This window comes from Aeromonas sp. s4 (assembly GCF_040907855.1).
GTDB classification, from domain to species: Bacteria; Pseudomonadota; Gammaproteobacteria; order Enterobacterales; family Aeromonadaceae; genus Aeromonas; species Aeromonas caviae.
On the sequence record NZ_JBFOCP010000057.1, the window covers coordinates 86,633 to 105,217 of the forward strand.

The 18,585-nt window shown below is 60.7% G+C and carries 13 protein-coding genes; 7 read left to right on the top strand and 6 right to left on the bottom strand.

Annotation, left to right across the window (positions count from 1 at the left end; genetic code table 11):
• The 6 genes from AB5Y89_RS19365 to ccoN all read right to left on the bottom strand — a co-directional run bounded on the left by AB5Y89_RS19365 (position 1) and on the right by ccoN (position 6,325).
• Positions 1 to 2,397 carry a heavy metal translocating P-type ATPase gene (locus AB5Y89_RS19365; RefSeq protein WP_368224304.1) on the bottom strand — a complete coding sequence of 799 codons (2,397 nt, stop codon included), beginning with the start codon at positions 2,395 to 2,397 and terminating at the stop codon, positions 1 to 3.
• An 88-nt stretch (positions 2,398 to 2,485) separates the two neighbouring features.
• Positions 2,486 to 2,974, bottom strand: coding sequence for a FixH family protein (locus AB5Y89_RS19370; protein WP_368224305.1), 489 nt, complete (start codon positions 2,972 to 2,974; stop codon positions 2,486 to 2,488).
• A 113-nt stretch (positions 2,975 to 3,087) separates the two neighbouring features.
• Positions 3,088 to 4,077 (bottom strand): cytochrome-c oxidase, cbb3-type subunit III, encoded by a 990-nt coding sequence (gene ccoP, locus AB5Y89_RS19375; RefSeq protein ID WP_039040785.1) that lies wholly within the window; start codon positions 4,075 to 4,077, stop codon positions 3,088 to 3,090.
• Positions 4,077 to 4,256: a CcoQ/FixQ family Cbb3-type cytochrome c oxidase assembly chaperone gene (locus AB5Y89_RS19380; protein ID WP_010674775.1), complete on the bottom strand. Its 180-nt coding sequence runs from the start codon at positions 4,254 to 4,256 to the stop codon at positions 4,077 to 4,079. Before AB5Y89_RS19380 ends, ccoP begins: the two co-directional genes overlap by 1 nt.
• Before the next feature lie 11 nt (positions 4,257 to 4,267).
• Positions 4,268 to 4,882: a cytochrome-c oxidase, cbb3-type subunit II gene (gene ccoO / locus AB5Y89_RS19385; protein WP_010674774.1), complete on the bottom strand. Its 615-nt coding sequence runs from the start codon at positions 4,880 to 4,882 to the stop codon at positions 4,268 to 4,270.
• Positions 4,883 to 4,900: 18 nt separating this feature from the next.
• Positions 4,901 to 6,325 (bottom strand): cytochrome-c oxidase, cbb3-type subunit I, encoded by a 1,425-nt coding sequence (gene ccoN / locus AB5Y89_RS19390; protein WP_010674773.1) that lies wholly within the window; start codon positions 6,323 to 6,325, stop codon positions 4,901 to 4,903.
• A 279-nt stretch (positions 6,326 to 6,604) separates the two neighbouring features.
• On the opposite strand from ccoN, the gene AB5Y89_RS19395 reads away from it, so the two are divergent.
• The 7 genes from AB5Y89_RS19395 to AB5Y89_RS19425 all read left to right on the top strand — a co-directional run bounded on the left by AB5Y89_RS19395 (position 6,605) and on the right by AB5Y89_RS19425 (position 18,559).
• Positions 6,605 to 7,063 carry a hypothetical protein gene (locus tag AB5Y89_RS19395; protein WP_128271370.1) on the top strand — a complete coding sequence of 153 codons (459 nt, stop codon included), beginning with the start codon at positions 6,605 to 6,607 and terminating at the stop codon, positions 7,061 to 7,063.
• A 108-nt stretch (positions 7,064 to 7,171) separates the two neighbouring features.
• The gene (locus AB5Y89_RS19400) at positions 7,172 to 7,630 is read left to right on the top strand and encodes a GAF domain-containing protein (RefSeq protein ID WP_010674771.1); all 459 of its coding nucleotides are present in this window, start codon (positions 7,172 to 7,174) and stop codon (positions 7,628 to 7,630) included.
• Positions 7,631 to 7,731: 101 nt separating this feature from the next.
• A complete protein-coding gene (gene proQ / locus AB5Y89_RS19405; protein ID WP_010674770.1) occupies positions 7,732 to 8,376 on the top strand; it encodes an RNA chaperone ProQ in 645 nt (214 codons plus the stop codon).
• An 8-nt stretch (positions 8,377 to 8,384) separates the two neighbouring features.
• Positions 8,385 to 10,400 (top strand): carboxy terminal-processing peptidase, encoded by a 2,016-nt coding sequence (gene prc, locus AB5Y89_RS19410; RefSeq protein ID WP_219603624.1) that lies wholly within the window; start codon positions 8,385 to 8,387, stop codon positions 10,398 to 10,400.
• Between the two features lie 129 nt (positions 10,401 to 10,529).
• Positions 10,530 to 13,154, top strand: a complete 2,625-nt coding sequence (pepN, locus tag AB5Y89_RS19415) for an aminopeptidase N (RefSeq protein ID WP_368224306.1) — start codon at positions 10,530 to 10,532, stop codon at positions 13,152 to 13,154.
• Positions 13,155 to 13,221: 67 nt separating this feature from the next.
• Complete coding sequence (locus AB5Y89_RS19420) at positions 13,222 to 13,443, top strand: DUF2835 family protein (protein WP_010674767.1); 222 nt, start codon at positions 13,222 to 13,224, stop codon at positions 13,441 to 13,443.
• A gap of 274 nt (positions 13,444 to 13,717) precedes the next feature.
• On the top strand, positions 13,718 to 18,559 hold the full coding sequence (locus AB5Y89_RS19425) for an NAD-glutamate dehydrogenase (protein ID WP_368224307.1): 4,842 nt from the start codon (positions 13,718 to 13,720) through the stop codon (positions 18,557 to 18,559).
• Positions 18,560 to 18,585: the final 26 nt, after the last annotated feature.

Here is an 18,585-nt window from a genome sequence, read left to right on the forward strand (position 1 = left end):
TCACCGGTTGAGCCGCATGGAGTTGGTGACCACGATGAGGGAGCTCAGGGACATGCCAGCAGCCGCCAGATAAGGGGGGAGCCAGCCACTGGCCGCCAGCGGCAGCACAAGCAGGTTGTAGCCGATGGACCAGGCAAAGTTCTCCTTGATGATCTTGCGAGTGCGCAGGGCCAGGGCCCGGGCGGCCAGCAGACGGGAGAGATCGTCGGCCAGCAGGATGGCGTCGGCACTGTTCTTGGCCAGATCCGTGCCCCCCGCCATGGCAAAGGACGCGTGAGCGCCGGCCAGCACAGGGGCGTCGTTGATGCCATCTCCCACCATGATGCTGATATCCCCGGCCGCTTCCCGGGCCTTGAGATAGGCCAGCTTGCCGTCCGGGGTGACCCCTTTTACCAGCTCATCGACCCCCAGCTCGCGGGCCAGCATGTCCGCCTGGTCCGAACCGTCGCCGGTGAGAATGGTGGTTTGCAGGCCTGCCTCCTTGAAGGCCTGGATCAGTGCACCGGCATCGGGGCGCAGCGTGTCGGCCAGGATGAAACGGGCCAGCAGTCCGTGTTCATCGGCCAGATAGATGGTCAGCCCTTCAGCGGCATTCTCTTCTTGCGCCAGTTCGAGCCAGCGTGCACTGCCGATGCGGTAATGCTTGCCCTCAATCACTCCCTGCACGCCGTGGCCGATGACGGGGGTGACGTCGCTGGCGGCGAGCGGCACCCCGTCCGCCAGTGGTTTGCTTCGAAACGCACGGGCGATGGGATGCTCGGAGTAGGTCTCCAGGGCCTGGGCGAGGGCGAGGCAGCGGGCTGCGTCGAGCTCGCCGAGGGGCTGGGTGCTCACCAGGCTGATGTTGCCCGTGGTCAGAGTTCCCGTCTTGTCCATCACGATGCGGTTGGCCCGGGTCAGAATGTCCAGCACGTGGCCGCGGCGCAGCAGGATGCCGCTGCGGGTCAGGTTGGCAGTGGCCGAGGTCAGTGCGGTCGGGGTGGCCAGCGAGAGGGCGCAGGGGCAGGTCGCCACCAGCACCGCCAGGGTGACCCAGAAGGCCCGCTCGGGCTCATGAAAATGCCAGAAGGTCCAGACCCCGGCCGCAATGATCAGGAGCACCAGGATAAAGTGGCGCGACAGCACGTCCGCCAGCTGGGCGATGGCGGGCTTGTCGTCCAGAGCATGATCCTGCAGGCGCATGATCTGGGCCAGACGCGACTCTTCAATGGGATGGCTGACCCGGATCTCCAGGGGGGCATCGGTATTGATGGTGCCTGCATAGACGGGATCCCCGGCCTGCTTGAGCAGAGGCAACTGTTCGCCAGTCAGCATGGATTCGTTGAGGCTGGCCTGGCCCAAGGTGACGATGCCGTCTGCCGGCAGGGTGGCCCCCGCGAGTACCCGCACCCTGTCTCCGACTCGCAGCGTCTTGGCGGCCACCTCGTGTTCGCCGTCATCATCGATGCGGGTCGCCATGATGGGCACCAGACGCGCCAGGTTGGAGCTCGACTCCGACGCCTTGCGCCTCGCTCGCAGTTCCAGCAGACGGCCCAACAGCAGGAAAAAGACGAACATGGTGATGGAGTCGTAATAGACCTCACCCGTGTTGAAGACCGTGGCCCAGATGGAGGCGACGAAGGCGCCGATCAGTGCCAGCGACACCGAAACATCCATGGAGAGGTGCCCCTGCTTCAGGCTGCGCCATGCCCCCACGTAAAAAGGCTGGGCCGAGTAGATCATGATGGGGGTGGAGAGCAGAAGGCTTATCCACTTGAAGTAGATCATGAACTCCTCTTCCACGCTGATGAAGAGGTCCATGTAGAGTGCCACGGCGCACATCATCACCTGCATGGAGCCAAGGCCGGCCAGCGCCATGCGGAACATGTAGCTGCGCACCTCTTTGGCGTAGAGCGCTTCCTGCTGATGAGTCTGGAAGGGATAGGCGCGATAGCCGACCCTGGCAAAGCCCTTGAGAATGTCGCTCAAAGAGAGCTGGGCCGGATCCCACTTGATGCGGGCGCGATGGGTGGTGGTATTGACGTTGATGTAACGCAGACCGCGCAGGGTCATCAGGTGCCGCTCGATGAGCCAGGCACAGGCGGCGCAGGTCAAACCTTCCACCGTCAGTTGGATCTCGCGCGTAGTTTCGCGACCCGTACCGGTGTCGGTGACGAACTCCTGCTGCACCTCCGCCAGATCGTAGTGGGTGAGGGCGGCGAGCTCTTCGGGCACCAGTTCCCCCTTGATGCCGGGAGCGGTGCGGTGTTCGTAATAACTGGCGAGGCCGCATTCGAGAATGGTCTGTGCCACGGCCTGACAGCCAGGGCAACACATCGGCTGAACGATGCCTTTGATCTCGAGAGTAAAGTTACTGCCAGTGGGAACCGGTTCACCACAGTGAAAACAGCCGGTCATGGTGATCATCCCTCTTTGATGCAGCCCTGCAGGCCGGGTCGGGGAGAAGGGCGGCTGACCGGCGTGCCGATCACCCTGCCTTCGTGATTCAACGTCCCTTGGGATCGAGCTCAATCGCTGCCTGAGTCGGCAGTTGTGCCGTCTCCTGGAGGCGCCATTCATGGTTGAAGGCATCGACCCGCACGTGCCACTTGCCGGTGAGGGGCTTGTCGAGCATCAGGCGATAGACTCCCTTGCCATCGGCCGTCAGCAGATGTTCGCTGTCCAGGCCCGCCAACGTGGGATGAAACAGGGAGAGGTGCAGTGCCTGCCCGAGGGGGAAATCCCCGGACAGTGGATTTAACGTCAGCTCCTTGTCGCTGAAATTGAGGGCGATACGGATGCCGAGCGCCTCGGCGCGATCGAACTTGCTGAGATCCTGGTTAATCTCCTTGCCCTGCTTGTAGTAGTCCTCCGCCACCAGGTTGACCCCATCCTTGCTGGCAATGATGGCGGTGGCGATGCTGCCTACCACGGCGGCGCAGGGGAGGGCGATGATGAACCAGGGCCAGAATTGGCGATACCAGGGTTGAGTCATGATGCTACCGAAACAAATGGTTAACGAAATGGCGGTAATTCAGCCAACACAAGATAACAAAAAGCCTCGAAGAGTCGAGGCTTTTTGCTGATTAATCACGTGCTTATCACATGTTACTGCTGATTTTGCCGATCGTTGTGGGACAAGCTGTAAACGTAGGAAGCGAGCAGATGTACCTTGTCTTCCCCCAGAATGTCCTTCCAGGCCGGCATCACGCCGTGGCGCCCGTGGGTGATGGTCTGTTCGACCACCTGACGGGAGCCGCCATAGAGCCAGATGTTGTTGGTCAAGTCGGGTGCGCCGAAGGCGATGCCGCCCTTGGCATCCGGACCGTGGCAGGCGGCGCACATGGCAAAGCGTGCCTCCCCTTTCTTGGCTTCCACCAGATCAACCTTGCGACCGGAGAGGCTCAGCACATAGGAGGCAACCTCCTTCACCCCGTCCTGACCCAGGATCTCGCCCCAGGCGGCCATGATCCCCTGACGACCGCCCATGATGGTGGTCTTGATCTGGTCGGGTGCGCCGCCCCACTGCCATTCGCTGTCGGTCAGGTTCGGGAAACCGCGACCACCGCGGGCATCGGAGCCATGACACTGGGAACAGTTTTGCAGGAACAGGCGCTGACCCACCTTCAGGGCTTCCGGATCCTTGGCGATCTCGGTGATCTCCTTGTAGCTCTTGCCGTCAGCCTGATAGGTCAGCTCGCGGAACTTGGCGCCGTAGATCTCGTCGGCCTTGGCGAGTTCCCGGTCGTATTCCACCGCGCGTCCTTCGGCCTTGGCAGACTCGGCCGCCGCCTTGGACTCGGCCAGGGAACGCACATCCTGGTTGGAACTCTGCCAGCCCAGCAGACCCTTGAAGTTGCCAAGGCCCGGGAAGGCGAGCAGGTAGATGAGCCCGGTGACGATGAAGAAGAGGAACATATAGGACCACCACTTCGGCAGGGGATTGTTGATCTCCTCGATGCCGTCGAAGGTGTGACCCATGGGTTTGCCCTCTTCGGCCCCCATCTTGTCCTTCATGCACCAGGCCAGCAGCAGGAAGCAGCCGAGAATGGTGCCAAGGCTTATGACGGTCACAAAAATGCTAAACAGAGTGCTCATTATTGCTTCGCTCCTGCGTTCTTGTTATCAGCACTGGGTTGCTCGTCATCGGCAAAAACCAGGTTGGCGGCCTCGTCGAAAGAAGCCTTGCGGCGCTTGCTGTAGGCCCAGACGATGATGCCAATCATGATGACCATCAGCAGCAGGGTGTACAGGCCGCGAAATGTGCCGTAATCCATATCCCGACTCCTTATTTCAGGGCATGGCCCAGTGATTGCAGATAGGCGATCAACGCATCCAGCTCGGTCTTGCCCTTGACGGCCTCACCGGCACCGGCGATGTCGGCATCGGTATAGGGCACGCCGAAGTGATCCCGGAACAGAGCCAGCTTTTTGCCGGTCAGCTCGCCGCTCAGCACATTGGTCTCGAGCCAGGGGAAGGCCGGCATGTTGGACTCGGGCACCACGTCACGCGGGTTGATGAGGTGGGCGCGATGCCAGTCATCGGAGTAGCGGCCGCCGACCCGGGCCAGATCCGGGCCGGTACGCTTGGAGCCCCACAGGAAGGGGTGCTCCCAGACGCTCTCGCCGGCAACCGAGTAGTGGCCGTAGCGTTCGGTCTCGGCGCGGAACGGGCGGATCATCTGGCTGTGGCAGACGGTGCAGCCTTCGCGGATGTAGATGTCGCGTCCTTCCATCTGCAGGGCGGTGTAGGGTTTGAGGCCCTCCACCGGCTCGTTGGTCTGCTTCTGGAAGAACAGGGGGGTGATTTCCACCAGACCCCCCAGGCTGATGGCGAAGATGATGCCAATGACCAGCATGGGGACGCTTTTTTCAAAAATCTCGTGACGGTTGTTGTTGCTCATGCTTTAAACCCCTTCAAATCAGGCTGGCTGTGCGACGGGTTCCAGGGAACCCTTGGGCGCAGTGACGGTGCGATAGGCGTTGTAGGCCATCAGCAGCATGCCGGTGACGAAGAAGCAGCCACCCAGGAAGCGCACGAAGTAGAAGGGATAGGAAGCTTGCAGCGCCTCCACGAAGCTGTAGGTCAGGGTGCCGTCATCGTTGACCGCACGCCACATCAGTCCCTGCATCACACCGGAAATCCACATGGCGACGATATAGAGCACGGTGCCCACGGTGGCCAGCCAGAAGTGGACGTTGATGAGCTTGATGCTGTACATGCGCCCCTGCCCGAACAGGTTCGGGATCAGGTGGTAGACGGCACCGATGGACACCATGGCAACCCAGCCCAGGGCACCGGAGTGAACGTGACCGATAGTCCAGTCGGTGTAGTGGGAGAGGGCGTTGACGGTCTTGATCGCCATCATGGGGCCTTCGAAGGTCGACATACCGTAGAACGACAGGGAGACGATCAGGAAGCGCAGGATGGGGTCATAACGCAGCTTGTGCCAGGCACCCGAGAGGGTCATGATGCCGTTGATCATGCCGCCCCAGGAGGGCACGAACAGGATAAGGGACATCACCATGCCCAGCGACTGGGCCCAGTCAGGCAGGGCGGTATAGTGCAGGTGGTGCGGACCGGCCCAGATATAGAGGGAGATCAGCGCCCAGAAGTGCACGATGGAGAGGCGGTAGGAGTAGACGGGGCGACCCGCCTGCTTGGGCACGAAATAGTACATCATGCCAAGGAAGCCCGCCGTCAGCAGGAAGCCCACCGCGTTGTGGCCATACCACCACTGCACCATGGCATCCATGGCGCCGGAGTACATGGAGTAGGACTTCATGCCGGAGAGCGGCACTTCCATATTGTTGACGATGTGCAGCACGGCCACCGTGATGATGAAGGCACCGAAGAACCAGTTCGCCACATAGATGTGGGAGGTGGTGCGCTTGACCAGGGTGCCGAAGAAGACAATGGCATAGCTCACCCAGACCACGGCGATGGCGATGTCGATGGGCCACTCCAGCTCGGCGTACTCTTTGGAGGTGGTGTACCCCAGCGGCAGCGAGATGGCTGCAGACAGAATGATCGCCTGCCAGCCCCAGAACACGAAGGAGGCGAGGGGACCACCAAACAGCCGGACCTGACAGGTGCGTTGCACCACGTAGAAGGAGGTGGCCATCAGGGCGCTGCAACCAAATGCGAAGATGACCGCATTGGTATGCAGGGGACGCAGACGGCTGTACGTCAGCCAGGGGGTGTCGAAGTTGAGGGCAGGCCAGATCAGCTGGGCTGCAATCAATACACCCACCGACATGCCGACGATACCCCAGACAATCGTCATGACGGTGAACTGGCGCACAACGGTGTAGTTGTACTCAGGGTGGTTTGTTGTATGGCTCATCGTTGTATTCCGCTTCCGATGCTGTTGTTTGTGTTGCCCGGTGTCCTGGGCCATTTTCACCCCGGTTTTGCAAAATCCTCTCGTTAACATCTGTTAATAAAAGGAAAAGCAAAAGGTGGTTAAATGAAAATCCATTGAGAATGATACTGAAATGACCGGTAAAATAACAGTACAAACAGTGATATATTTGGCTCCAGCGGGTCTCATGTCCGCCAGTTTTTACCTTGCGCCAGATCACGAAAATTACATTTTCAAAGTACCTTACAGAGTTGTTTTTTCATGAAAGAGAGACTCACTTCACGCAAAATCGTCCACCTGTCCATGGTGCTGGTCATTTTGCTCTCCCTGATGGCCTATCGAACCTGGTTTTCAGGCACTGGAAGCGACCATGCAGAGGGCACCAATGTTCAGATTTGTGATCTGTCCCACAGCCCCTGCCGCCTCATCGTCGGGGATCGCCCGCTGACGGTCAGCATTGATGGCTTGCCGATCCGCCCTGAACATGACTTTGTCCTGCGCCTTCAAGGGGGTGTGCCGGCCATCACGCCGGTCAAGGCCTGGCTCGAGGGCAAGGAGATGTTCATGGGGCTCATCCCCGTGCAGTTTGAACCCAGCCAAGCGGGGTGGCGAGGAGTGACCCAGGTGGGAAGTTGTACGACCGAGGCGATGGACTGGCTCCTGACCATCGAGTGGAGCAATGGCCAGCGCCATCAACTGACGTTGGGCGCGGCACGTTGAACGGCCTCTCATCGGGCCCCAGGAGGGGGGATAATTGAAAATTGATTTGAAATTTTCAGGCAGGACGGTACCTTGCATTGATTATCAAGGAGTGAAGTTCATTTAATCATGATTGAAAAACAAGCATTTTATCGCACGCTCAACCAGCAGGCCCAGGCATTGCTGGAGGGCGAACCCGACATGATCGCCACCCTGGCAAACCTGTCTGCCCTGCTCAATCAGGAACTGGCTGACATCAACTGGGTTGGTTTCTACCTGCTGCAGGGCGAGACCCTGGTGCTCGGCCCGTTCCAGGGCAAGCCGGCCTGTGTGCGCATCCCGGTCGGGCGCGGCGTCTGTGGCACTGCGGTTGCCGAGGGTAAGACCCAGCTGGTGGACGACGTGCACCAGTTCGCGGGGCACATTGCGTGCGATGGTGCCAGCAACTCGGAAATCGTGATCCCGCTGCGCCGTGGCGGGGAGATCATCGGGGTGCTGGACATCGACAGTCCAATTTTTAACCGCTTTGACGAGCAGGACCGGATTGGCCTCGAAGAAACGGTGCAAATTTTGGAAAGCATGCTCTAAGTCATTGCTAGATGGTTCGCAAAAGGTCCCAAGCTCTCTATAATGGGGCCTTTGTTGTGTTCGGGCATGCCCGTGCGTCTATATGAAAGCCAAGGTTATACATGGAAAACACTGAAAAGCTGAAGAACAGTAAAGAGATCGTCGCCTACCTGGTCGAGAAATTCCCGGCCTGCTTCATCGCTGAAGGAGAGGCCAAGCCACTCAAGATTGGCATCTTCCAGGATCTGGCCGCGCGTCTTGCTGATGACGAGAGAGTCTCCAAGACCATGCTGCGCTCTGCTCTGCGTCAATACACCTCCAGCTGGCGTTACCTGCATGGCCTCAAGGCTGGCCAGGCCCGTGTCGATCTGGACGGCAACCCGGGCGAGCTGCTCACCGAAGAGCACATCGAGCATGCCAAACAGGCGCTCAAGGAGAGCAAGGAACGTGTCTTTGCCAGCCGCCGCACCAACACCAAGGAGAAGGAAGACAAGCCCAAGCAGCCGCGTCGCAACGCGCCACGCAAGGCTGACGCTCCCCGCTCCGACAAGCCCAAGTCCGCCCCTGCTCCCAAGGCTGCACCGGTCGCCGATGCGCCGCTGGTGAAAGTGGATGCCGCTACCCTGAAAGTCGAGCAGGGCGTGCGCGTCGTGCTGGGCAAGTCCCCTGTGCCTGCGACCATCAAGGAAGTGACCAAGGATGACGTACAGGTTCAATTGCAGACCGGCATGATGTTGCGGGTCAAGTTCGAGCATCTGGTTCTCTAAGGAGACGAATGTTGAAGCATGGCGTGATTCGTTTTTCACTCGTTGCCTGTAGCCTGGCGCTTGCCGGGCTCGCACAGGCCATCGAGCCGGTGCTCAAGGAAAGTGATTTGCCTGTGTTGGCTCAAGAGAGCCAACATGCTACGGCCAGCAAGCGAATTGCCAATCTGTTTACCCGCTCCCACTACAAACAGTTCAAGCTGGACGACGCCTTTTCCTCCGTGATCTTTGACAAGTATCTGGAGAATCTGGACTACAGCCGCAACCTGTTTCTGGCCTCTGACATCAGCCGTTTTGAGAAATATCGTACCGGTTTTGACACCGACCTCGAGCGAGGGCGACTGGCTCCGGCCTACGAGATGTTCAACCTGAGTCAGCAGCGGCGGTACGAGCGGTTCGAATACGCCCTCAAACTGCTCGACACTCCCTTCGATTTTACCCAGAAAGACAATTACGTCTTCGATCGGGAAGGGGCTCCCTGGCCCAAGGATGAAGCCGAGCTCAACGAGCTGTGGCGTCAGCGGGTCAAGTTCGATGCCCTGAGCCTCAAGCTCAGCGGCAAGGAGTGGCCCGAGATCAAGGAGCTGCTTGGCAAGCGTTACAACAACGCCATCAAGCGGATGTCCCAGACCGAGAGCGAGGACGTGTTCCAGCTCTTCATGAACTCCTTTGCCCGCGCCATCGAACCGCACACCAGCTATCTGTCTCCGCGCAGCGCCGATCGGTTCAACACCGAGATGAACCTCTCGCTGGAGGGGATTGGTGCCGTGCTGCAGGCGGAAGATGACTTCACCGTCATCCGCTCCCTGGTGCCCGGTGGCCCGGCGGCCAAGTCCAATCACCTGAAACCCGATGACAAGATCACCGGGGTGGGGCAGGACGACGGCAAGATTGTGGATGTCATAGGCTGGCGTCTTGACGACGTGGTCGAGCTCATCAAGGGGCCCAAGGGCAGCAAGGTGAAGCTGGAGATCCAGCGCGGCAAGGGCGCGACCGCCAAGACAGAGCTGGTGGAGCTGGTGCGTGACAAGGTGCGTCTGGAAGACAGAGCCGCCAAGTCCAAGGTGATCACCGCCGAGGGCAAGAAGATCGGCGTGCTCGAGATCCCGAGCTTCTACGTCAACCTGCACGACGACGTGATTAAGGAGATCTCCAGCCTCAACAAGCAGAAGATCGACGGCCTCATCGTCGATCTGCGCGGCAACGGTGGCGGTGCCCTGACGGAAGCTTCCGCCCTGAGCGGTCTCTTCTTTGCCAGCGGCCCCGTGGTGCAGATCCGTGATCACATGGGTCGCATCACCGTCAATGGCGACGACGACGGCAATGTCTACTACGGTGGCCCCATGTCGGTGATGATCGACCGCTACAGCGCCTCGGCCTCCGAGATCTTCGCTGCCGCCATGCAGGACTATGGTCGTGCGCTGATCCTCGGCGAAAACTCGTTCGGCAAGGGGACGGTGCAGCAGCATCGCAGCCTCGCCAAGGTCTATGACTTCTACGAGCAGCCGCTGGGTCACGTGCAGTACACCATCGCCAAGTTCTACCGTATCGATGGCGGCAGCACCCAGAACAAGGGAGTTGCACCCGATATCGCCTTCCCGACTGCGGTAGCGCCGGGGGAGACGGGGGAGAGCCGCGAGTTCAACGCCTTGCCCTGGGACAAGATCGCCTCGGCCAGCTACGAGCGACTGGGGGACTTCTCCAGCCTGCTGCCCAAGCTGAAAGCGGCCCACGAGGCACGGATCACCAAGGATCCGGAATTTGCCTATGTGCTGCAGGACATCAAGGAGTATCAGGCGGACAAGGACAAGAAGTCGGTCTCCCTGAACGAAGCTGAGCGGCTGGATGAACAGGCCAAACAGGACGAGAAGGCGCTGGCGCGAGCCAATGAGCGGCTGACCCGTCTTGGCAAGCCGACGGTGAAGAGCCTGGATGAACTGCCGACCGATTTCGAGGCACCTGACGAATACCAGGTGGAAGCGGCCAACATCACGGCGGATCTGGCCACCCTCAGCAAGAAGAGCTGATGCTGGCAACGAAATGACAAGGGCGACTCGGGTCGCCCTTTCTTTTGCCTGAATGCAAACTATTTGACCCTGTCCGAGCCTTGTGACAGCCTCTGACACGTCAATAACAAAGCGTGGAAGCACACAATAATGACTGAACAACCTCAGGCCATGACGGCCAAATATCGCCAGGATTACCAGGCTCCCCTCTATTGGTGTGACAGCCTGGATCTCGATTTTCAGCTGCAAGAGCCCCTGACCCGGGTCACCGCCATCTCCCGTTTGCGTCGCAGCGGCGATCACAACGAGCCCCTGGTGCTGGACGGCGAGGGGCTTGACCTTGTCAGCGTCAGTGTGGATGGCGTGCCCTATCAGCAATACGAGCAGGGAGAGAGCAGCCTGACTCTGTTCAACCTGCCGGCCGAGTGCGTGCTGACCGTGGTCACCGACATTGATCCCGCCGCCAACACGGCGCTGGAGGGGCTCTACAAATCCGGCGATGCCTATTGCACCCAGTGCGAGGCCGAGGGCTTTCGTCGTATCACCTATTACATGGACAGGCCGGACATCCTGGCCCGTTACAGTACCCGCATCACCGCCGACAAGGCCAAGTACCCCTATCTGCTCTCCAACGGCAACAAGGTCGCGAGCGGCGATCTGGACGACGGTCGCCACTTCGTGCAGTGGCAGGATCCCTTCCCCAAACCGAGTTACCTGTTTGCCCTGGTGGCCGGTGACTTCGACGTGGAACGCAACCACTTCATTACCAAAAGCGGCCGCCAGGTGGCGCTCGAGATCTTCGTGGACAAGGGCAACCTGGACCGCGCCGGTTTCGCCATGGAGAGCCTCATCAACTCCATGCGCTGGGACGAGCAGCGTTTCGGCCTCGAGTATGACCTCGACATCTACATGATCGTGGCGGTGGACTTCTTCAACATGGGAGCCATGGAGAACAAGGGGCTCAACATCTTCAACTCCAAGTTCGTGTTGGCCAACCCGGCCACTGCCACCGATGCGGACTACCACGGCATCGAGCGGGTGATCGGCCACGAATACTTCCACAACTGGACCGGCAACCGTGTCACCTGCCGCGACTGGTTCCAGTTAAGCCTCAAAGAGGGGCTGACGGTGTTCCGGGATCAGGAGTTCTCCTCCGATCTGGGGTCGCGCGGCGTCAACCGCATCAACAACGTGCGCACCGTGCGCGGTCCGCAGTTTGCCGAAGATGCCGGCCCCATGGCCCACCCCATCCGCCCGGATGTGGTGATCGAGATGAACAACTTCTACACCCTGACCGTCTACGAGAAGGGCTCTGAAGTGATCCGCATGATGCACACCCTGCTGGGGGAGGACGCCTTCCAGGCGGGCATGCGCCTCTACTTCGAGCGTCACGACGGCTCTGCTGCCACCTGCGACGACTTCGTGCAGGCGATGGAGGATGCCTCCGGGGTGGATCTCGCTCGCTTCCGCCGCTGGTACAGCCAGTCCGGCACCCCCGAGCTTACCGTGACCGACGAGTACGATGCCGAAAGTGGTGTTTATCGTCTGCACGTGAGCCAGCACACGCCGCCGACCCAGGATCAGCCACAAAAGCTGCCGCTGCATATCCCCCTCGACATCGAGCTCTACGATGAGCAGGGTGCCGTTATTGCGCTGCAATACCAGGGCAAGGCCATTGGCAATGTGCTGGACGTGCTGGAAGCACAGCAGACGTTCGAATTCGATCGGGTGCCGGTCAGACCGGTACCCTCTCTGTTGCGAGACTTCTCCGCCCCGGTCAAGCTGCACTATGACTACAGCGACGAGGCCCTGGCCTTCCTGATGCGTCATGCCCGCAACGAGTTTGCCCGCTGGGACGCCGCCCAGATGCTGATCAACAAGGCGGTGATCGACGGGGTTGCCCGGGTCCAGCACGGGCAGGGGATTGAACTCTCCCACACCCTGCTGGCGGCCTTTGTCGCCATTCTGGACGAGGCTGCGCTGGATCCCGCCCTCAAGGCAGAGATCCTTGCCCTGCCGGGAGAGGCGACCCTGGCCGAGCTGTTCGAGGTGGCCGACATCGACGCCATCCACCAGGTGCGCAACGGGATCCAGGCCGCACTGGCCCACGCCTTCGGCGACCGCCTGCTGGCGTGCTACGAGAGCCTGCGCCTGCCGGCTTATCAGGTGGTCCATGCCGACATGGCTAAGCGGGCCCTCAAGGGCGTGGTGCTGGGTTATCTGGCGGCGCTGGATGCCGCGAAGGCCGATACCCTGGTGCGCGAGCAGTACGGGGCCGCCGACAACATGACCGACACCCTGGCGGCACTCCAGGTGGCCAACAGCCATCTGCTGCCGTGCCGCGCTGCGCTCTTGGCCGACTTCGAAGGCAAGTGGGCCCATGATGGCCTGGTACTGGACAACTGGCTGCGGCTGGTGGGCGCCAAGCCGGCCAAGGATGTGCTCGATGACGTGAAGCAGGCGATGGCGCACCCGACCTTCAGCATCCGCAACCCGAACCGGCTGCGGGCGCTCATCGGCAGCTTCGCCATGAGCAACCAGGTGCAGTTCCACGCCGCCGATGGCAGCGGCTATCGCTTCCTGACCGATCTCTTGATCGAGCTCAACGAGGTCAATCCCCAGGTGGCGTCCCGCCTCATCACCCCGCTTATCCAGTTCAAGCGGCTCGATGAGGGGCGCAAGGCGCTGGTTCGCGCCGAGCTGACCCGCCTGGCCAACCTGGACGGGCTGGCGCGGGATCTGTTCGAGAAGGTGAGCAAGGCGCTGGCACAATAAGCGTCACGACGGCGGGCAGGGGAGTCTGGCTCTCCTGCCCGTTTTTCATGGATGACCAGGAGGTGACATGAGGCAATACACTTTTCGGCTCTCCCTTGGCCGCGACGAGATCATGTTGATGTACCAGGGGCAGGTGAACCGCCTGGTGGTACGTACCGAGCAGGGTCTGACCCTGGAGCTGGGGTTGGAGAAAATCCGGCGTTTTGTGTCGGAGAGCGGCGTTCACGGCTACTTTCGACTGAAAACCCAGGACGATCATCGCTTCATTTCCCTGGAACGCATAAATTAACAAAACTTGAACATCAATCCGGGTAAATATCTGCTTTAAGTCACTATCTATCCGGTAAATGGCGCGGCATCCAGTGCGATTTTCTGAATTTTGCCAACTTGGCAAAATTTATCACAACCCAAGCCGTGATCTGTCCCTTGTTTTTAACATCCCGTTATCACCTTTGCTCGCCTTCCTTGATCCAAGCCATTACACTTCGCTGCAACTCTGTACCGGCGCGCATCCTGGGTGGATGTCGCCGTGTCTGTGATGTCGTCCGATAAGGAAACTAGCAATGGCATTGAAAGACGCCCCTACCTCCGTTCTGCTCGAAAACGTTCTCAGTCTGATCCACCAGAAATTGCCGAAAAACAGCGCCTCCCTGGTCGAATGTTTCGTTGCCAAGTTCTACGGCAACATGGCCAGCACTGATCTGCATGACCGCAATGACAGCGATCTCTATGGCGCCGCCCTCAGTCTGTGGAATGCCCTCAACCACCGTACCGGCATCGAGCCCTATATCCGGGTCTACAACCCCGAGCTGACCCGCCACGGATGGCAGTCTCCCCATACCATCGTCGAGATCATCCTGCAGGATTCCCCCTTCCTGGTGGACTCCATCCGCATGGCGCTCAAGCGTCTCAATATCACCGCACACATGATGCTGCACCAGCCGCTGCACCTGATCCGCGGTGAAGGCGGCAAGATTGGCGCCATCCTGGATCTGGACAACACCGCAGAGCAGACCTCGGTGGAAACCGCCTTCCTCATCGAAATCGATCACCTGACCGGTGAAGAGGAGATGGACGCCCTGACTGCCGAGCTCAACTCGGTGGCGCGGGAAGTGGCCCTGGCGGTGGGAGACTGGCAGCCCATGCTGGCGCGCCTGAACGAGATCATCGAGGAGCTGCCCAAACGCAAGAACCCGGTCAGCCAAGCCGAGGTGGACTCCTGCGTCGCCTTCCTCAAATGGGTGGCCGCCCACAACTTCACCCTGATGGGTTATCGTCGCTACGACGTCAAGGCGGTGGAGGGGGATCACGAGATCCTGCCGCAGCCCGAGTCCAGCCTGGGGCTGATGAAGAACTCCATCAAGGACGAAGGCCAGCGCCTCGGCACCATGCCCGCCAGCGCCCGTCACGCGGCCCTCAGTTCCGACTTGCTGATCCTCACCAAGTCCAACAGCAAGTCCCGGGTACATCGTCCGGCCTATGTGGACTACATCGGCATCAAGCGTTTCGACGAGCACGGTAAGGTGGTGGGAGAGGATCGCTTCATCGGCCTTTATGCCTCCTCCATCTACAACACCAGTGCGACCCAGATCCCCCTCATCAGCCACCGCCTCGAGCGCATCATGGCCGCCTCCGGCTTTGAGTCGGGCTCCCATGCCTACAAGGCGTTGCTGAACGTGCTGGAAACCTACCCGCGCGACGAGCTGATCCAGGCCCGTGAAGAGGAGCTGCTGGCCACCGGTCTCGGGGTGCTGGAAATGCAGGAGCGGGACATGCTGCGCCTGTTCGTGCGCCGCGACGTCTACGGCCGCTTCTTCTCCTGCATGGTCTATGTCACCAAGGAGCGCTACAACACGGCGCTGCGGGTCAAGACCCAGCAGATTTTGCAGAAATATTTTGGCAGCAGCATCGATGTGGAGTTCAACGTCTACTTCACCGAGGGCGTGCTGGCACGGACCCACTACATAGTGCGGGTCAACAACAACAACGTGGATGTGGATGTGAACGAAGTACAGAACAACCTGATTGAAGCGGCCCGCAGCTGGGATGACCGCCTGGATTCCGTGCTGCTTTCCCACTATGGCGAGGCCCGCGGTAACGAGCTGCGCCGCCGTTTCAGCACCGCCTTCCCCCGTGCCTACAAGGAAGATGTGCTGCCGGGCTCTGCCGTCGCGGACATCATGGCCCTGGATGGATTGAGCGAGGCCGAGCCGCTTGGCATGCTGTTCTACCGCGCCCAGGAGGAGGAGAACGATCGCCGGGTACGCCTCAAGCTGTTCCACCGAAGCGAACCCATCCACCTCTCCGACGTCCTGCCCATGCTGGAAAACATGGGGCTGCGCGTCATCGGCGAGACCCCGTATCAGGTACGGACCCCCACCGGCGAGGTGTTCTGGATCCTCGATTTCTCCATGCTGCTGCGCGGTGAGCAACCGTTCGATCTGGAGCAGAGCCAGCAGCGCTTCCAGCAGGCCTTCGCCGCCATCTGGAACAAGACCCTGGAAGATGACGGCTTCAACCGTCTGGTGCTGGGGGCCGGCCTCACCGGTCGTCAGGTATCCGTGCTGCGGGCCTATGCCAAATACATGCGCCAGACCGGCGTCTCCTTCAGCCAGTCCTATATCGAGGAGACCCTGACCCGTTATCCGGACATCGCCCAACTGCTGTTCACCCTGTTCGAACAGCGCCTGGATCCGGCCATCAAGCAGGATGCCAAGGTGCAGGCCAAGCTGCACGAGGAGCTTGCGGCCAAGCTGGATCAGGTCGCCAACCTGGATGACGATCGCATCATTCGCCGCTATGTGGAGATGATCGACGCTACCCTGCGCACCAACTACTACCAGCTGGACAAGGCGGGCAACATCAAGCCCTACATCTCCTTCAAGCTGGCCCCCTCCAGCATCACCGATATGCCGCTGCCTCTGCCGAAGTTCGAGATCTTCGTCTACTCCCCGCGAGTGGAAGGGGTACACCTGCGCTGGGGCAAGGTGGCGCGTGGCGGCCTGCGCTGGTCCGATCGCAAAGAGGACTTCCGCACCGAAGTGCTGGGTCTGGTGAAAGCCCAGCAGGTGAAGAACACCGTCATCGTGCCGGTGGGCGCCAAGGGCGGCTTCTATTGCAAGCAGATGCCGGCGGGAGCGCCCCGTGCCGTCATCCAGGAGGAGGGCAAGGCCTGCTACCGTCTGTTCATCCGCGGCCTGCTCGATGTGACCGACAACATCATCCAGGGCGAGGTGATCCCGCCAAAATCCGTGGTGCGTCACGACGAGGATGACTACTACCTAGTAGTGGCCGCCGACAAGGGCACCGCCACCTTCTCCGACATCGCCAACGAGATAAGCCTCGAATACGGCCACTGGCTCGGCGATGCGTTTGCCTCCGGCGGCTCGGTCGGCTATGACCACAAGAAGATGGGCATCACCGCCCGCGGCGCCTGGGAATCGGTCAAGCGCCACTTCCGTGAGATTGGCATCAACTGCCAGACCACCGACTTCACCTGCGTGGGGATCGGTGACATGGCCGGCGACGTGTTCGGCAACGGCATGCTGCTCTCCGAGCACATCCAGCTGGTGGGCGCCTTCAACCACATGCACATCTTCGTCGACCCGACCCCGGATGCGGCCGGGAGCTTCGTCGAGCGCAAGCGCCTGTTCGAGCTGCCCGGCTCCAGCTGGGATGACTACAACCGTGAGCTCATCTCCAAGGGGGGCGGCATCTTCCTGCGCTCTGCCAAGTCCATCAAGCTGAGCCCGGAAATGCAGACCCTGCTCGGCACCGACAAGAGCGGCATGGCCCCGAACGAGCTGATCAAGGCGCTGCTCTGCCTGAACGTCGACCTGCTCTGGAACGGCGGCATCGGCACCTATGTGAAGAGTGCCCGCGAGAGCGACGCCGACGTCGGGGATCGCAGCAACGACGTGCTGCGGGTCAATGGGCGTGACCTGCGTGCCCGCATCGTGGGCGAGGGTGGCAACCTGGGCTTCACCCAGCTTGGCCGGGTGGAGTATGCAAGCCAGGGTGGTCGCATCAACACCGACTTCACCGACAACGTGGGCGGGGTGGATTGCTCCGACAACGAGGTCAACATCAAGATCCTGCTCAACCAATTGGTGGCCGCCGGGGATCTGACCCTCAAGCAGCGCAACCAGATGCTCTACGAGATGACGGATGCGGTGGCCCAGGTGGTCATCACCAACGCCTACCGCCAGTCCCAGTCCATCTCGGTGACCGTCTTCCGTGGTGCCGAGCAGCTGAAAGAGCAGCAGCGCTTCATCCAGGGGCTGGAGCGGGAAGGCAAGCTGGACCGGGCGCTCGAGTTCCTCCCCTCCGACGAGGAGCTCTCCGAGCGGATGGCGGCAGGGCAGGGGTTGACCCGACCCGAGCTGGCGGTGCTGGTGGCTTACGGCAAGATGGTGCTCAAAGAGCAGCTCAACTGCCCGGAAGTGACCGAAGAGCCCTTCCTCGCCAACATGCTGGTCACCAGCTTCCCGACCCAGTTGCAGCAGCAATTTGGTGCGGCCCTGGCCCAGCACCCGCTGCGAGGCGAGATCATCGCGACCCGGGTGGCCAACATGCTGGTCAACGACATGGGGCTCAACTTCGCCAGCCGGATGAAGGACGAGACCGGTGCCTCGGTGGCGGAAGTGGCCTGCTGCTTCGCCATGGCCCGGGAAGTGTTCGGCCTCGGCGCCCTGTGGCGTGACATCGAAGGGTGTGACAACGGGGTGGATGCCCAGACCCAGCTCGAGCTGATGTTCTACAGCCGCCGCATCGTACGCCGCGCCACCCGCTGGTTCCTGCGCGCCCGCAACCGCAGCTGGAGCATCGGCGAGAACATCGCCTTCTTCCGCCCGGCCTTCGAGACCCTGAGTCAGCACCTTTACGAGGTAATGGACGAAAGCGAAGTGGCCGAACACAGCCAGGCGGTCGCCGCCCTGGTGGAGAAACAGGTGCCGGAGGCCATCGCCCGTCGCGTGGCCCACATGAGCAGCCTCTTCTCCTGCCTGGATCTGGCGCAGATTGCCGCGGAGCACAAGACCGACATCCTGCGGGTTGCCAACGTCTACTACCGCCTGGGTGCCAAGCTGGATCTGCACTGGTTCCTCGAACAGATCAACCATCAGCCGGTGGGCAACCACTGGCAGGCGATGGCGCGGGCCTCCTTCCGCGAAGATCTGGACTGGCAGCAACGCAGCCTCACCTCCGTGGTACTGGAAGGGTGCAAAGAGCAGGGGGAATGCGCTACCATACTGGCCGACTGGATTTCGGAGCATGAGCAACTCTTGTCCCGTTGGACCCACATGTTGGCCGACTTCAAGACCACGAGCACGCACGAGTTCGCCAAGTTCTCGGTGGCCTTGCGAGAGTTGAACCTGCTCCAGTTGAATTGCCGAACCTCGGCATAACCCCAAAAGCCCCGGCCAGTTGCCGG

What these genes read in the sequence shown, in the direction of transcription:
- pepN (WP_368224306.1), top strand. Translation starts at nt 10,530, where the DNA reads ATGACTGAACAACCTCAGGCCATGACGGCCAAATATCGCCAGGATTAC.
- AB5Y89_RS19395 (WP_128271370.1), top strand. Translation starts at nt 6,605, where the DNA reads ATGAAAGAGAGACTCACTTCACGCAAAATCGTCCACCTGTCCATGGTG.
- AB5Y89_RS19370 (WP_368224305.1), bottom strand. Translation starts at nt 2,974, where the DNA reads ATGACTCAACCCTGGTATCGCCAATTCTGGCCCTGGTTCATCATCGCC.
- AB5Y89_RS19365 (WP_368224304.1), bottom strand. Translation starts at nt 2,397, where the DNA reads ATGACCGGCTGTTTTCACTGTGGTGAACCGGTTCCCACTGGCAGTAAC.
- AB5Y89_RS19420 (WP_010674767.1), top strand. Translation starts at nt 13,222, where the DNA reads ATGAGGCAATACACTTTTCGGCTCTCCCTTGGCCGCGACGAGATCATG.
- AB5Y89_RS19425 (WP_368224307.1), top strand. Translation starts at nt 13,718, where the DNA reads ATGGCATTGAAAGACGCCCCTACCTCCGTTCTGCTCGAAAACGTTCTC.
- AB5Y89_RS19380 (WP_010674775.1), bottom strand. Translation starts at nt 4,256, where the DNA reads ATGGATTACGGCACATTTCGCGGCCTGTACACCCTGCTGCTGATGGTC.
- AB5Y89_RS19400 (WP_010674771.1), top strand. Translation starts at nt 7,172, where the DNA reads ATGATTGAAAAACAAGCATTTTATCGCACGCTCAACCAGCAGGCCCAG.
- ccoO (WP_010674774.1), bottom strand. Translation starts at nt 4,882, where the DNA reads ATGAGCAACAACAACCGTCACGAGATTTTTGAAAAAAGCGTCCCCATG.
- prc (WP_219603624.1), top strand. Translation starts at nt 8,385, where the DNA reads ATGTTGAAGCATGGCGTGATTCGTTTTTCACTCGTTGCCTGTAGCCTG.
- ccoN (WP_010674773.1), bottom strand. Translation starts at nt 6,325, where the DNA reads ATGAGCCATACAACAAACCACCCTGAGTACAACTACACCGTTGTGCGC.
- proQ (WP_010674770.1), top strand. Translation starts at nt 7,732, where the DNA reads ATGGAAAACACTGAAAAGCTGAAGAACAGTAAAGAGATCGTCGCCTAC.
- ccoP (WP_039040785.1), bottom strand. Translation starts at nt 4,077, where the DNA reads ATGAGCACTCTGTTTAGCATTTTTGTGACCGTCATAAGCCTTGGCACC.